Below are 14121 nucleotides of genomic sequence, written 5' to 3'. Positions count from 1 at the left end.
GTAGCGAAGACGCCGCACCAGCTCGCCGCCGCGAATCCATGCCGTCGCTGACGGATCTCGACGTGGGAAGGCAGAACGGTGAGTGTTACGCAGCCAGATACGCACCGGCACCGGACCCGAGGTCATGGCCGCTCTACGCAACGCCACCGTCAGCGCGCTATGCGTCGCCGGCATCACCAACATCGCCGCCGCCAACCGGCACCACGCCCGCGACGGCACCCGCCCACTGGCACTGCTCGGCATCACCTATCGACTTTGCCGGGGGTCCTGGGTGTAGAACAACGGGATCCCCGACCGCCACGTGCCCGGGACGGGTCGTCGACGCGTACACGCCCAGACGTGTGTCCCGGTGAGCGGCAATAGTGCGCAGCACCGCTGGACTACGGCGGCCGGTGACCGGATCGATGTTGACGACAACGCACCGCTTGTCGCGACCATCGATACGCATCCCCGCCGTCCCGACCGTCAAGGCCCGTCCGACCCACTCGTCCTCGGGAAATGGGGCGGCACTGAAGGCCTCGATCACCAGGTTCGGCCGGAACCGCCGTACGTTCAACTCGGTCCCGAGCAGCGTTTCGAGGCTCTTGACGGTGCGTGTGGTGATCAGCGAGAGCGGTAAGGTGTCGAACGCTCCGCGGTCCAGCTTCATCACCCGGACGCCGGCGCCGAGCTCGGCCGCGAGGGCCGGCGCGGTGACGTCGAATTGGTCGCCGGTCGGTGTATGGACCACGAGTGAGGACCTATCCGGGCTCTCCGGCTCCACCCAACATGGGTGGTAGTCGTTCAGGTCGTTGCGGTGCCTCAACGTCAACCAGGGAAATCCGTTGCTGTGCATGTCGGGGCGCACGAACGCCCACCGTCGATCTCCGGACAGGCCGTGCCACGACACGTCAACCTGCTCGACAGGCTCAGCGGCCATCGACTTGACCGGGTAGCGCAGCACCGCTGCCACCCGTCCCACCACCACGCCGTCAATCACGAGGCGCCTCCTCTACGAGAAGGCGCCCTTCTTGATCGAGAGCCGGGGTAGAGCGTGGCGAACCGTGGTCCGTCGCAGCGCCTCTCCACCTCGGTAGCATCTACCAGCCCAGGAAGAATACCTGAGCCTGGCAGCCCTCGCGATGCCAAATGGCTCATGCCCGTCTTGCTGCCACAGCCCGATCGCGACGAGTAGCGGTTTGTCGAGCAGTGGTCGAGGATCGCGACCGGTGGTACACGAGGCTGATCCGGCCCTCCTCGACCAGGCGGTCCATCGCCGACCCGGCGTCCGTTTCGGAGGCGTCTTAGCTCCCGCCCCGCGGGTCAGGGGTTGGTTTCGGACTCCGGGTGGGTCCAGCGCCACTCGGTGATCTCCGGGGCGTCCTCGCCGTAGCGGCGCGTGTAGTCGCGGCAGCGCTGCCGGGCGTCGACCATCGCCTGCCGGGTGTGGGCGGCCCGGGCGGCCAGGCCGGGTACGCGGTCGATGACGTCGATGACAAGGTGGAAGCGGTCGAGGTCGTTGAGCATCACCATGTCGAACGGCGTCGTCGTGGTGCCTTCCTCCTTGTACCCGCGCACATGCAGGTTTTCGTGGTTGGTGCGCCGGTAGGTCAGGCGGTGGATGAGCCACGGGTAGCCGTGGTAGGCGAAGATGATCGGCCGGTCGGTGGTGAAGACGGTGTCGAACTGGCGGTCCGACAGCCCGTGCGGGTGTTCGCTTTCCGGCTGGAGCCGCATCAGGTCGATCACGTTCACGACGCGGACCTTGAGGTCGGGCAGGTGCCGGCGCAGCAGGTCGGCGGCGGCGACGGTCTCCAGGGTGGGTACATCACCGGCGCACGCCAGCACCACGTCGGGCACCTGGCCGTAGTCGCTGCTGGCCCAGTCCCAGATGCCCAGGCCGCGGGTGGCGTGCAGGATGGCGTCTTCCATCGACAGCCAGTTCGGCGCCTTCTGCTTGCCGGCGACCACGACGTTGACGTAGTGGCGGCTGCGCAGGCAGTGATCCATAGTGGACAGTAACGTGTTGGCGTCCGGCGGGAGGTAGACCCGGACGACCTCGGCCTTCTTGTTGACGACGTGGTCGATGAAGCCGGGGTCCTGGTGCGAGAAGCCGTTGTGGTCCTGCCGCCACACGTGCGAGGAGAGCAGATAGTTCAGCGAGGCGACCGGCCGCCGCCACGGGATGTCCCGGGTCACCTTGAGCCACTTGGCGTGCTGGTTGAACATCGCGTCGATGATGTGGATGAACGCCTCGTAGCTGGTGAAGATGCCGTGTCGGCCGGTGAGCAGGTAGCCCTCGAGCCAGCCCTGGCACAGGTGCTCGGAGAGCACCTCCATCACGCGGCCGTCGGTGGCGAGGTGGTCGTCGCCGTCGCGCAGCTCGCCGAGGAACGTCCGGTCGGTCACCTCGAACGCGGCGCCGAGCCGGTTGGAGGCGACCTCGTCCGGGCCGAAGAGCCGGAACCGGTCAGGGTTCGCCCGGATCACGTCGCGTACCCAGTCGCCGAGCACCCGGGTCGCCTCGGACGTGGAGTCGCCCGCCTGGACGACCTCGACCGCGTACTCGCGGAAGTCCGGCAGGACGAGGTCGCGCAGGATCACCCCGCCGTTCGCGTGCGGGTTGGCGCTCATCCGGCGGTCACCGGTCGGCGGCAGCGCGGTCAGCTCGGCGACCGGGGCACCCGTGGCGTCGAAGAGCTCCTCCGGACGGTACGAGCGCAGCCACGCCTCCAACTCGGCGAGGTGGGCGGGGTTGCTGCGTACCGCCGAGAGGGGCACCTGGTGGGCCCGGTACGTCCCCTCGACCTGCTTACCGTCCACTGTGGCTGGTCCGGTCCAGCCCTTGGGGGTACGCAGGACGATCATCGGCCAGCGGGGGCGGGTGGTGTCGCCGGTGGTGCGGGCGTGCCGCTGGATCGCGGCGATCTCGTCCAGGGCCCGGTCGAGCGTGGCGGCCAGCAGCTGGTGCACAGCGGCGGGCTCGTCCCCTGCCACCACGTACGGCTCGTAGCCGTTGCCCCGCATCAGCGCGAGCAGGTCGTCCTGCGGGATCCGGTCGAGCACCGTCGGGTTGGCGATCTTGTACCCGTTCAGGTGCAGGATCGGCAGTACCGCGCCGTCCCGGGCCGGGTTGAGGAAGACATTGGAGAGCCAGCTCGTGGCGAGCGGGCCTGTCTCAGCCTCGCCGTCGCCGACCACGCAGGCGACCAGCAGGTCCGGGTTGTCGAACGCGGCGCCGTACGCGTGCATCAACGAGTACCCCAGCTCGCCGCCCTCGTGGATCGAGCCGGGCACCTCCGGCGCCACGTGGCTCGGAATGCCGCCGGGGAACGAGAACTGCCGGAACAGCAGCGCCATGCCGGGCTCGTCCTGGGACACCGACGGGTAGAGCTCGCTGTAGGTGCCCTCCAGCCAGGTGTTCGCCACGATCGCCGGGCCGCCGTGACCGGGGCCGGCGATGTAGATCGCGTTCAGGTCGCGGGCGACGATCGTGCGGTTGAGGTGCGCGTAGATCAGGCTGAGGCCGGGGCTGGTGCCCCAGTGCCCCAGCAGCCGGGGCTTGATGTGCTCCGGGCGCAGCGGCTCGCGCAGCAGCGGGTTGTCGAGCAGGTAGATCTGGCCGACGGTGAGGTAGTTCGCCGCTCGCCAGTACGCGTCCAGTCGCGCCAGCTCCGCCTCGCTCAGCGGCGCCGCCGTCTCCAGGGTCGTCTCCATGGATGCAAGCCTCTCGCAGGTTGGGGTCGCCAGGGCCGCAATCAGCCTGATCGAGAGGTGCCACCACGGACAGGGCCATTGGTCCCGCCGGCTCAGCCGTTGAGGATCTCGGCCTTGAGCCGCTCGTACTCGGCGGCGGAGAGCGCGCCGGACTGGTACAGCGCGGCGAGCCGCTCCAGCCGGGCGAGCCGGTCCTGCCCCGCACCGCCGGGTGAGGCGGGCGTGCCGGTGCCGGGGAGCGTTACGCCGAGCATGCCGGCGATCTGCTCAGCCTCGGCGGGTGAGGCTGGGCGGCCGTTCACGTACACCGCGCCGTCGAGGGACACATTGGACGGTGGCTGCTGCCACGTGCCGCCCTGTGCGTTCAACGTCTCGGCGAGCCGGGCGGCCTGCGCCGCGCCGGACTGCCGGCCGGTCGGCACCTGATCCCAGCGGATCTTGAACCGTCGCGGGTCCGCGCGGGACGCCACGATCGGCAGCACCATGCCGGGCGCCGGCCACTTGGCCATCTTCACCAGGTACGTGCCCTGCACGGCGAACGCGGGCACGCCCGGGATCGTCAGCACCAGGTGCATCCCGCAGGCCGCCGAGCCGTGGCCGTCGGGCGCTCCCGTGGCCGATACCACCTGGGCGGTCCCCTCGACCGGATCGGGGATCCGCTTGAACCGATCGAACAGACTCATGGCCCGCCCCTTCCGTACCGGTAGCGAAGCCACAGTACGACCGCGGGACAACGTTGGGCGCTGGGTCAGCGGTGCTGCTCCTCGGGGTGGTCCTCCTCCCCGTACACCTCACCTTCGGTCTCGCCGGCCACCGGATCCGCGCCGTCCTCGGCCGGTCGGATGGGCTCGTGGTCATAGGACGCCAGCTCGGGAAACTTCATGTCGAACGCGGGTCGTTCCGAGCGGATCCTGGGCATCCGGTCGAAGTTGCGCAGCGGCGGCGGGCAGGTGGTGGCCCATTCGAGGGAGTTGCCGTGGCCCCACGGGTCGTTGACGGTCACGACCGCGCCGTACCGGTAGGACTTCCACACGTTGTACAGGAACGGCAGCGTGGAGGCGCCGAGCACGAACGAGCCGATCGTGGAGATCGTGTTGAGCGTGGTGAACCCGTCGCTCTGGTGGTAGTCCGCGTAGCGGCGCGGCATGCCCTCGGCACCCAGCCAGTGCTGTACCAGGAAGGTGGCGTGGAAGCCGATAAGCGTAAGCCAGAAATGCACCCGCCCGAGCCGTTCGTCCATCATCCGGCCGGTCGCCTTGGGAAACCAGAAATAGATCCCCGCGTAGACCGCGAAAACGATGGTGCCGAACAGGACGTAGTGGAAATGGGCGACCACGAAATACGAGTCGGTGACGTGGAAGTCGACCGGCGGTGACGCGAGCAACACCCCGGACAAGCCCCCGAGCAGGAAGGTGACCAGGAACCCGAGGGCGAAGAGCATCGCGGTCTCGAACGTGATCTGCCCCCGCCACAGGGTCCCGATCCAGTTGAAGAACTTGATGCCGGTCGGTACCGCGATCAGGAAGCTCAGGAAGCTGAAGAACGGCAGCAGCACCTGGCCGGTGGCGAACATGTGGTGCGCCCACACGCTCATCGACAGCAGCGTGATCGCGATGGTGGCGGCGATGAGTCCCTTGTACCCGAAGATCGGCTTGCGGGCGAAGACCGGGATGACCTCGCTGATGATGCCGAAGAACGGTAACGCTATTATGTATACCTCTGGATGGCCGAAGAACCAGAAGAGATGCTGCCACAGCAGTGACCCGCCGCTCGTCGCGTCGTAGACGTGCGCGCCGATCACCCGGTCCGCGAGCAGCGCCAGCAGGGCGGCGGCCAGCAGCGGAAACACCATGATCACCATGATGGCCGTGAGCAGGATGTTCCAGGTGAAGATCGGCATCCGGAAGAAGGTCATGCCCGGGGCCCGCAGGATCACGATCGTCGTGATGATGTTGACCGCGCCGATGATCGTGCCGAAGCCGGATATCACGAGGCCGACAATCCACATGTTGCCGCCCACGCCGGGCGAGTGCCTGGCGGTCGACAGCGGCGTATAGCCCGTCCAGCCGAAGTCGGCGGCGCCACCCGGCGTGAGGAAGCCCGCGACGACGAGCGCGCCGCCGAACGCGAACAGCCAAAAGGCGAGCGCGTTGAGCCGGGGAAAGGCCACGTCCGGCGCGCCGATCTGGATCGGCACGACGAAGTTCGCGAAGGCGAACACGATCGGTGTCGCGAATAGCAGCAACATGATCGTGCCGTGGATGGTGAACAGCTGGTTGTACTGCTCCGGCGACAGAAACTGGAGCCCCGGCCGGGCCAGTTCGCCGCGCATGAGCATCGCCATCAGTCCGCCGATCATGAAGAACGCGAACGCGGTGACGCCGTACATGATGCCGATCTGCTTGGCGTCGGTGGAGCGGAGCGTATGGCCCAGGAACGAGCCTCGAATCTCCTCCCGCACCGGCCATGGCCGGCCCGCCAGCGGGCTCGGCCGCGGCTCGATCCTCGTCACGTATCCACCCCCGTGGTCCGCCTGTGCTACGGCGGTGCGGGGTTCCCCGATCTCGTCCGGCTAAACGTCGACCGCGACGCGGGCGTGTCCGGGGGTGTCTCGGACCAACGATTCCGAAGCGGGCAAAGTGCCTAAGGCACCAAATAATTGCCCACGGAGGCCGCAAAGTGCCGGATCGTCGGTTGGCGTCCGGCGAGATTTTGTTTTATGGCTACCCCGAGTCGATTGGCTGGGCAAGATCCGGATCGCGTTGTCCGGATCTCTAATGAGGAGGAACGCTTGGTTATGAGATCCCTCTACAAGAGACTCGGCTTGGGTCGGGCCGGCCGGCGGGTCGCTACCGTGACCGCCGCCGCCGCTGTGGCCGCCGCCATGCTGCCGGGCGCTGTCGCACAGGCCGCGGGGACCGAGTTCCTGCAGAACCCGAGCTTCGAGCTGCCTGGCAGCAACGCGGCGCAGCCGACCGGTTGGCAGACGGCGCTGCTGGAGGGTGAGACCAGCCCGTTCCGGCTGGTGACCCAGACCTTCAACGCCGCCGGTCAGTTCCCGCCGCCGGCGCCGGTTCCGGATGGGCAGTTCGGGCTGGAGGTGTTCTGGCAGGTCGGTTCCGCGATGGGCGTGCTGGGCACGGGTGTGAAGCAGACGGTGAACGTGCCGTCGGCGAACGACCTGTTCTTCAGCTACGACGCGGTGCAGACGTTCTACGCCGACTCTCGTGCCGTGTCGTGGGGCGGCGCGGTGGCCGAGGTCGAGTTCACCTCGGGTGGTCAGACCAACAAGCTGCGGTACTTCAACAAGGGCTCGCGGCCTGACTACAGCGGTGTCCCGACGGACTCGGCGACGACGAAGTACATCATCGGTCAGCAGTTCGCCGACAACGGCATTTGGGTGTCGAGCTCGCGGGATCTGGACGCGGACATCGCCGCCAAGTTCGGCGTGTCCAACTTCACCATCACCTCGGTGACGGTCGGCAACCTCCAGAACCGTATCGCCACGTCGCCGTTCTCCAACATGACCAGCTACTTCGACGACGTCGAGCTGACCAAGGGCGGGGTGAACGAGACCCCGACCGACCCGGAGCCCCGGCGGACTGCGCGAAGATCAGCGGTATCCAGGGCAGCGGCTTCTCCTCGCGGTGCCTCAACCAGACGGTCACCGTGCAGGGTGTCGTCACCGGCATCGACAACGAGGTCGGCGCGGACTACGACCGGACGTACCCGGAGGACCGGGGCATCTACATCCAGTCGCTGCCGGCTGACGCCGACAGCAACCCGGCCACCTCCGAGGGCATCTTCGTCGGGTTCGTCGATAACCCGACGGCGTACCAGCCCGGTGACGTGGTGCGGGTGACCGGCCAGGTCAAGGAGAAGTTCGGCCTGACCGAGATCGCCGAGCAGATCGGCCAGGAGCCGACCAAGACCGGTACCGCCGCCGTGCCCGCGCCGGTCGTCATCGACCAGACTCGGGCCGAGACCCAGGGTGCGGACAAGGCGTACTACGAGTCGCTGGAGAACATGCTGGTGACTCTGCCGGTGTCCACCCTCAACTCGGGCGGCACCAACAAGTTCGGCGAGACCTTCGTTACGCCGGGCACCACCCGTGACCGGATCCTCGAGGGTGAGCCGCTGCCGGCCTCGCTGCTCGCGCTGGACGCCGACGCTGGCGCCGGCAACCCGGTCAACCCGCACAAGGCGCCGAAGTCCAGCACCTACGTGACCGCGGACCTGTTCGACGAGGTGCGCAACGCGACCGGACCGCTGGCCTTCTCGTTCGGTCACTACAAGCTCATGCCCCAGCCCGGTGCGATGCCGACCGTGGTGAAGGGCCCGATCGCCTACCCGTACAACGGCCTCGCGGCGACCACCGCCGGCCAGTTCCGGGTGGTCTCGTTCAACGTGCTCAACTACTTCCCGGTTGGCGTCGAGCTCGACCTGTCCCCGGTCAGCCAGGCCGAGTACAACGAGAAGAAGGCCCGCCTGGCGGACGCGATCGACGACCTGCTCAAGCGGCCCGACATCGTGGCCGTGCAGGAGGTCTACAACCTGGCGGTGCTCCAGGACCTGGCCGCGACCCTCGGTGGGTACACCGCGTACCTCCAGGAGGGTAACGACTCCCGCAGCATCGACGTCGGTTACCTCGTCAAGGACGGGGTCTCGGTGGCCAACGTGCGCCAGTTCGACCGGACCACGGCCGGCTGCGACGACTCCGGCCGGGCTTACGACCGCCCGCCGCTGGCGATCGACGTGACGGTGGCCGGCGAGCAGTTCACCATCGTCAACAACCACTTCAAGTCCAAGGGTGGCTCCGGCGCGTCGGGCGCCTGCCAGCTTCAGCAGGCGAACCGCCTGCGGGACCAGGTGGCGGCGCTGGAGACGGCCGGCCGCGAGGTGATCGTGCTCGGTGACCTCAACCAGTTCGAGTTCGAGCCGCCGCTGGCCGCGCTCCAGACCGGCAGCAGCCTGACCAACCTGTGGGGCAGCGCGCCGGCGGAGTTCCGCTACAGCTCGCACTACCAGGGCGCGCTTCAGACGCTCGACCACGTGCTGGTCACGGACGGGCTGGACGACGCGGTTGCCGACTTCCGGTACGCGCCGATCAGCACCGACTACGCCGACCGTTACCTGACCAACGACGGGCACAAGGTGGCCGACCACAACCCGGCCGTCCTCACCCTCTCGTTCGGTGCCGCCCAGCCGGAGGTTCCGGTGACGGTGTCGGCGCAGTCGCGTTGTATCGCGGGTAAGGCCTACGTAGCCGTCTCCGCGCGTAACGACCACACCGGCCCGGTGGGCTTTGAGGTGGAGTCGGTGTTCGGTGCCAAGTCGTTCACGGATGTGGCGGCTGGTGCCAGCGGCTACCAGTCGTTCGCCACCCGGCAGGTGTCCGTGGCCGCGGGTTCGGTGACGGTTACCGCTACTGGCACGGTGGGCGGTCAGGCGGCGACCACGGTCGTCACGGCTGACTACCCGGCTATCAACTGCGCCTGATCCCCCCTTTTTTTGTTGGTTACGAATCAGAGTTCGGAGATTTGTATGAACGTTCGTAAGAACAGGTGGCTGGCCGCCGCCGGTGCCGCCGGCGCCGTCCTGGCCCTCACCACCCCGTCCGTGGCGGTGGCGGCGCCGGGTGACAGCGACGACGTCCGCGTCACCGTGGACATCGAGGAGATCCGCGAGCCGGGCGTCCTGGCCATGTCGATCGCGGCTGACTCGGTCGCCCTGGCCGAGAACGGCTCGACCCTGCTCGTGCGCCAGTTCACCGGCACCCTCCCCGCCGTCACCGTCACCGACACCCGCACCGCCGAAGAAGTACCCGACGGCGCCGCCTGGGCCGTACTGGGCAGCGCCACCGACTTCACCGGCGACAACGGCCAGGCCCCGATCAGCGCCGGCCACCTCGGCTGGACCCCGAACCTGATCGACGGCGGCGAAACCGGCCTCGTCTCCGAAGGCGAAGAAGTCGTCACCGTCCTAGACGAACCCACCCAGCCCGGCAACAACGTCGGCCTCGTCGACCAAGAACTGCTCGTGTCGACGTTCGATTCCGAGGCCGTGACAGGTGACTCCTACACGGTCAACGCCAACCTGTTCCTGCGCGCCCCGGTAGAGGTCGCCGCCGGCGCCTACACCTCGACGCTGACCCTCTCCCTGTTCGAATAAGCCAAACCGGTGGGGGCCGCTCCGGCGGCCCCCCACCACCCTGCCCGGAGGACTTGCCATGATCCGAACCTTGCCGCGGCTGCTCGCCGTGCTCGCCGCGGTGCTCGTCACCGTGCCGATCGCGCCCGCCGGTGCCAGAGCGGAGCCGACAAGTCCGACACTCACCTGGGCGGTCCAGCCCGCCAACCAGCAGGGCCCGGACGGGCGCCGGTGGGTGGAGCACACGCTCGACCCGGGCCAGGTGGTCACCGAACGCCTGGCGGTCCGCAACTTCAGCGACCGCCCGGCTGTCTTCTCGCTCAAAGCGGCCGACGGATACCTCACCGACAAGGGCCGCTTCAACATGCTCCCGTCCAGCCGCAAGTCGGTGGACGGCGGGACCTGGGTCAAAATCCAGGAGAAGGTGTCGGTCGCGGCTAAGGGTACGACGGTCGTACCTTTCACCATCACGGTGCCCCGCGACGCCACGCCGGGCGACCACCCCGCCGGCATCGCGGCGACGGTCAACAGCGCCTCGGGGACGGTCGCGGTGGAGAGCCGCGTCGGCTTCCGCGTCATGATGCGCGTCAGCGGCACGGTCACGGCCGCGCTGGCTGTCAAGGACCTCGCCGCCACGTATCACGGGTCGTGGAACCCCTTCGCGGCCGGCACGGTCAGGGTCACATACACCACCACGAACGCCGGCAACGTCGCCGTGACCGGCACCGGCCGGGTGGCGACGGGCGAGCTGTTCGGCCTGACCGGCCACGATGCGCAGGCCGACGTGGCGCAGCAGATACTTCCCGGCGGCAACCGGAAGTTCGACATCAGCATCGGCGGCGTCCGGACACTGGGCCGCCTCCGCACGACCGTCGACCTGACCCCCGCCGTCGTCGACGGCGGCCCGACCGGCGCCGAGATCCGGCCCGCCTCGGCCACCGTGACACTGTGGACGGTCCCTTGGCCGCAACTGGCCCTCGTCGCCATCCTCGTCGCCCTGGTCTTCGCCGCCCGGACCATCATCCGCCGCCGCAAGCGCCGGCTCACCGACCTGCTCGCCCAAGCCCGCGAGGAAGGCCGGGCCGAGGCCCGAGAGTCCGCGAACGCCGGAACCCCCCAAGAGGCTTCGTAGCACGGTCGCCGCAAGCCCATCGGGTGCCAGCCAGTCCGTCCACAATGGTGGTTGCGGGTTCATTACGCGGCCGCCGCGAGTCCATCGGGTGTCAGCGAGTCCGTCCATAGTGGCTGCGGATTCATTGCCAGGTCGAGATTTGAGCTACCGCGACGTCCGCGGTGGTCCAGACCGCTGCTCCCGCGGCCTCACCCTCCGCGCTACACAACCAAACCCCCGGGGTAGGCCGCCGTGGCCGGCAAGATCCAGGAGGCAGGCCTAAAGCGGCGAGCACGTGAAGGACGCCGGTCGCGATCCCTGGCGCGTAGCGGCACCGGCAGGCCGCCGGCAATGACCGCTTGTTCCCTCGATCGGCAGTGGACCGACGCCATCCAGCAGATCGTGGTATTTGGCTGTGCCTATAGCAGCAGCTAAATACCACGATCGCTGCGTGCTTCGATCCCATCGCGCAGATCAGGGCTATGGTCGGCCCTGTCGGAGCGGGCGTGGCCTTGATCGGTAGGTGCTCTGGTCGTCCGTGGCGATTCTCTGCCCCTGGAGGGGCAATTTTTCGCCACGATCGAGGCGCAGTATGGCGCTGCTTGCGTCGATCAAGGAAAGTGCGGGCCATCGGCCGTGATCGGCCTCTTGTCGCGCTTGCTCTGCTTCCCTGGAGGAAGCGTCGCCGCTCGGTCGTGGGAGGCGAAGTGGTTCCTACTGGGAAGCAGAGCAAATGCGGTTGGCGCGCTTACCTCTTGCCCTGGACCGTCAGCGGGCCGCCCCCGAATGCCGGCACGCCGGTGGCGGGTTGGGTGGTTGTGAAGCGCGGAGGGTGAGGCCGCGGGAGCAGCGGTCCGGACCACCGCGGACGTCGCGGTAGCTCAAATCTCCAACGTGGATAGATCCGTAGAGGAGATTGCGGCAGACCCCAATGACCGCAGGCTCACTCTTGCGCTGCGGCTGCTTCGGTGCGGGTGTTGGAGACGAGCTCCCACAGGTGGCCATCGGGATCGCTGAAGTAGCCCATGTATGAGCCGTCGTGGTCGCCGGCCGGTGTGGAGACTGATCCGCCTGCCGCTGTGGCGCGCGCGAGGGTGTCGTCGACTTCCTGCTTGCTGCCGATCGCGCACGAGATGATGCACGCGCCCGCTGCGGGAGTGCTGGCCGACGGGACGCCCGCGCGAGTCGTGTACTTCGCGTACTCACGGTGGTCGACAAGGAATAGCGACAGGTTTGGCAGCTCGAACGCGATGATGCCCTCGTCGATGCCGGATGTGGCCAAGCCCAGCCCATCGCGATAGAAGAGCAGCGACCTGTCGAGCTCCGTGACGGGCAACGAGAGGACGACGGTCGAGGGCTTCATGCCCACACCTTAACCGCATGGGTGGTGGGGCCGCCGGAGCGGCCCCCGACCGGTTTGGTTATTCGAACAGGGAGAGGGTGAGCGTCGAGGTGTAGGCGCCGGCGGCGACCTCTACCGGGGCGCGCAGGAACAGGTTGGCGTTGACGGTGTAGGAGTCTCCGGTGACGGTTTCGGAGTCGAAGGTGGAGACGAGCAGTTCCTGGTCGACGAGGCCGACGTTGTTGCCGGGCTGGGTGGGTTCGTCTAGGACGGTGACGACTTCTTCGCCTTCGGAGACGAGGCCGGTTTCGCCGCCGTCGATCAGGTTCGGGGTCCAGCCGAGGTGGCCGGCGCTGATCGGGGCCTGGCCGTTGTCGCCGGTGAAGTCGGTGGCGCTGCCCAGTACGGCCCAGGCGGCGCCGTCGGGTACTTCTTCGGCGGTGCGGGTGTCGGTGACGGTGACGGCGGGGAGGGTGCCGGTGAACTGGCGGACCAGCAGGGTCGAGCCGTTCTCGGCCAGAGCGACCGAGTCAGCCGCGATCGACATCGCCAGGACGCCGGGCTCGCGGATCTCCTCGATGTCGACCGTGACCCGCACATCGTCGCTGTCACCAGGCGCGGCGACTGCGGGGGTGGCGAGGGCCAGGACGGCGCCGGCGGCACCAGCCGCGGCCAGCCACCTGTTCTTACGAACGTTCATACAAATCTCCGAACTCTGATTCGTAACCAACAAAAAGGGGGGATCAGGCGCAGTTGATAGCCGGGTAGTCAGCCGTGACGACCGTGGTCGCCGCCTGACCGCCCACCGTGCCAGTAGCGGTAACCGTCACCGAACCCGCGCCCACCGACACCTGCCGGGTAGCAAACGACTGGTAGCCGCTAGCACCAGCCGCCACATCCGTGAACGACTTCGCGCCGAACGCCGACTCCACCTCGAACGACACCGGCGCGTTGTGGTCGTTACGCGCCGACACGGCCACGTAAGCCTTACCCGCGATACAACGCGACTGCGCCGACACCGACACCGGAACCTCCGGCGCCTCGACCTCGGCCTTGGTCAGGTGCACGTTGTCGAAGTAGCTGGTCATGTTGGAGAACGGCGAGGTGGCGATGCGGTTCTGGAGGTTGCCAACGGTCACCGCGGTGATGGTGAAGTTGGACACGCCGAACTTGGTGGCGATGTCCGCGTCCAGGTCACGGGAGTTGGACAGCCACACGCCGCTGCCGCTGAACTGCTCGCCGATGATGTACTTGGTCGTCGCCGAGTCCGTGGGCAGACCGCTGTAGTCGGGCCGCGAGTTCATGTTGAAGTACCGCAGCTTGTTGGTCTGGCCGCCCGCGGTGAACTCCACCTCGGCCACCGCGCCGCCCCAGGAAACGGCGCGGGAGTCGGCGTAGAACGTCTGCACGGCGTCGTAGCTGAAGGTCAGGTCGTTCGAGGCCGGCACGTTCACCGTCTGGCGGGTGCCCACGCCCAGCTGGCCCAGGTTGGAACCAACCTGCCAGAACACCTCCAGCGCGAACTGTCCATCCGGCACCGGCGCCGGCGGCGGGAACTGCCCAGCGGCGTTGAACGTCTGGGTCACGAGCCGGAACGGGCTGGTCTCGCCATCCAGCAGCGCGGCCTGCCAACCGGTCGGCTGGGCCGCGTTGCTGCCAGGCTGCTCAAAGCTCGGGTTTACGAGGTACTCGGTGTCCGCGGCCTGCGCGACAGCGCCGGGGAACACCGCCGCGGCGATTGCCGCAGCGGCCAGGACCGCGCTGGCGCGGCCGAGTCGGATACGTACGGATCTCATGACGGTACGTCCTCCTAAACGATGTC

At 68.0% G+C, this 14121-nt stretch carries 11 protein-coding genes; 4 read left to right on the top strand and 7 right to left on the bottom strand.

The genetic code is table 11. From position 1 onward, the window contains the following. Window positions 1-157: 157 nt before the first annotated feature. From Pflav_RS19520 to ctaD, 4 genes are all read right to left on the bottom strand, one after another. Window positions 158-979, bottom strand: a complete 822-nt coding sequence (locus Pflav_RS19520; protein ID WP_197938636.1) for an MOSC domain-containing protein — start codon at window positions 977-979, stop codon at window positions 158-160. 323 nt (window positions 980-1302) lie between these two features. Further along, on the bottom strand, window positions 1303-3696 hold the full coding sequence (locus Pflav_RS19515) for a phosphoketolase family protein (RefSeq protein ID WP_173037432.1): 2394 nt from the start codon (window positions 3694-3696) through the stop codon (window positions 1303-1305). Window positions 3697-3788: 92 nt separating this feature from the next. Further along, window positions 3789-4379 (bottom strand): SHOCT domain-containing protein, encoded by a 591-nt coding sequence (locus Pflav_RS19510; RefSeq protein ID WP_173037431.1) that lies wholly within the window; start codon window positions 4377-4379, stop codon window positions 3789-3791. Between the two features lie 65 nt (window positions 4380-4444). Beyond that, on the bottom strand, window positions 4445-6199 hold the full coding sequence (ctaD, locus tag Pflav_RS19505) for an aa3-type cytochrome oxidase subunit I (RefSeq protein WP_377310616.1): 1755 nt from the start codon (window positions 6197-6199) through the stop codon (window positions 4445-4447). A gap of 294 nt (window positions 6200-6493) precedes the next feature. Here ctaD and Pflav_RS45880 point away from each other — a divergent pair, with 294 nt between their 5' ends. From Pflav_RS45880 to Pflav_RS19490, 4 genes are all read left to right on the top strand, one after another. Then, entirely contained in the window at window positions 6494-7558 is a 1065-nt protein-coding gene (locus Pflav_RS45880; RefSeq protein WP_232071638.1) for a hypothetical protein, read from the top strand. Window positions 7559-7722: 164 nt separating this feature from the next. Beyond that, window positions 7723-9195, top strand: coding sequence for an endonuclease/exonuclease/phosphatase family protein (locus tag Pflav_RS45875; RefSeq protein WP_332107877.1), 1473 nt, complete (start codon window positions 7723-7725; stop codon window positions 9193-9195). 45 nt (window positions 9196-9240) lie between these two features. Further along, window positions 9241-9867 carry a hypothetical protein gene (locus tag Pflav_RS19495; RefSeq protein ID WP_173037428.1) on the top strand — a complete coding sequence of 209 codons (627 nt, stop codon included), beginning with the start codon at window positions 9241-9243 and terminating at the stop codon, window positions 9865-9867. 58 nt (window positions 9868-9925) lie between these two features. Then, window positions 9926-10978, top strand: a complete 1053-nt coding sequence (locus Pflav_RS19490) for a DUF916 domain-containing protein (RefSeq protein WP_173037427.1) — start codon at window positions 9926-9928, stop codon at window positions 10976-10978. A 922-nt stretch (window positions 10979-11900) separates the two neighbouring features. Here Pflav_RS19490 and Pflav_RS19485 read toward each other — a convergent pair. The 3 genes from Pflav_RS19485 to Pflav_RS19475 are packed head-to-tail and all read right to left on the bottom strand — an operon-like array spanning window position 11901 to window position 14095. Continuing rightward, complete coding sequence (locus Pflav_RS19485; protein WP_173037426.1) at window positions 11901-12320, bottom strand: VOC family protein; 420 nt, start codon at window positions 12318-12320, stop codon at window positions 11901-11903. A 58-nt stretch (window positions 12321-12378) separates the two neighbouring features. Further along, window positions 12379-12999 (bottom strand): hypothetical protein, encoded by a 621-nt coding sequence (locus Pflav_RS19480; RefSeq protein ID WP_173037425.1) that lies wholly within the window; start codon window positions 12997-12999, stop codon window positions 12379-12381. Between the two features lie 43 nt (window positions 13000-13042). Then, a complete protein-coding gene (locus Pflav_RS19475; protein ID WP_173037424.1) occupies window positions 13043-14095 on the bottom strand; it encodes a hypothetical protein in 1053 nt (350 codons plus the stop codon). Window positions 14096-14121: the final 26 nt, after the last annotated feature.

The organism is Phytohabitans flavus (assembly GCF_011764545.1).
Taxonomy (GTDB): domain Bacteria; phylum Actinomycetota; class Actinomycetes; order Mycobacteriales; family Micromonosporaceae; genus Phytohabitans; species Phytohabitans flavus.
This window is presented reverse-complemented; position numbering and strand designations above follow the sequence as displayed.

Coding starts and splice junctions, on each gene's coding strand:
- Pflav_RS19515 (WP_173037432.1), bottom strand. CDS start 3,696: ATGGAGACGACCCTGGAGACGGCGGCGCCGCTGAGCGAGGCGGAGCTG.
- Pflav_RS19510 (WP_173037431.1), bottom strand. CDS start 4,379: ATGAGTCTGTTCGATCGGTTCAAGCGGATCCCCGATCCGGTCGAGGGG.
- Pflav_RS45880 (WP_232071638.1), top strand. CDS start 6,494: ATGAGATCCCTCTACAAGAGACTCGGCTTGGGTCGGGCCGGCCGGCGG.
- Pflav_RS45875 (WP_332107877.1), top strand. CDS start 7,723: ATGCTGGTGACTCTGCCGGTGTCCACCCTCAACTCGGGCGGCACCAAC.
- Pflav_RS19495 (WP_173037428.1), top strand. CDS start 9,241: ATGAACGTTCGTAAGAACAGGTGGCTGGCCGCCGCCGGTGCCGCCGGC.
- Pflav_RS19490 (WP_173037427.1), top strand. CDS start 9,926: ATGATCCGAACCTTGCCGCGGCTGCTCGCCGTGCTCGCCGCGGTGCTC.
- Pflav_RS19485 (WP_173037426.1), bottom strand. CDS start 12,320: ATGAAGCCCTCGACCGTCGTCCTCTCGTTGCCCGTCACGGAGCTCGAC.
- Pflav_RS19480 (WP_173037425.1), bottom strand. CDS start 12,999: ATGAACGTTCGTAAGAACAGGTGGCTGGCCGCGGCTGGTGCCGCCGGC.
- Pflav_RS19475 (WP_173037424.1), bottom strand. CDS start 14,095: ATGAGATCCGTACGTATCCGACTCGGCCGCGCCAGCGCGGTCCTGGCC.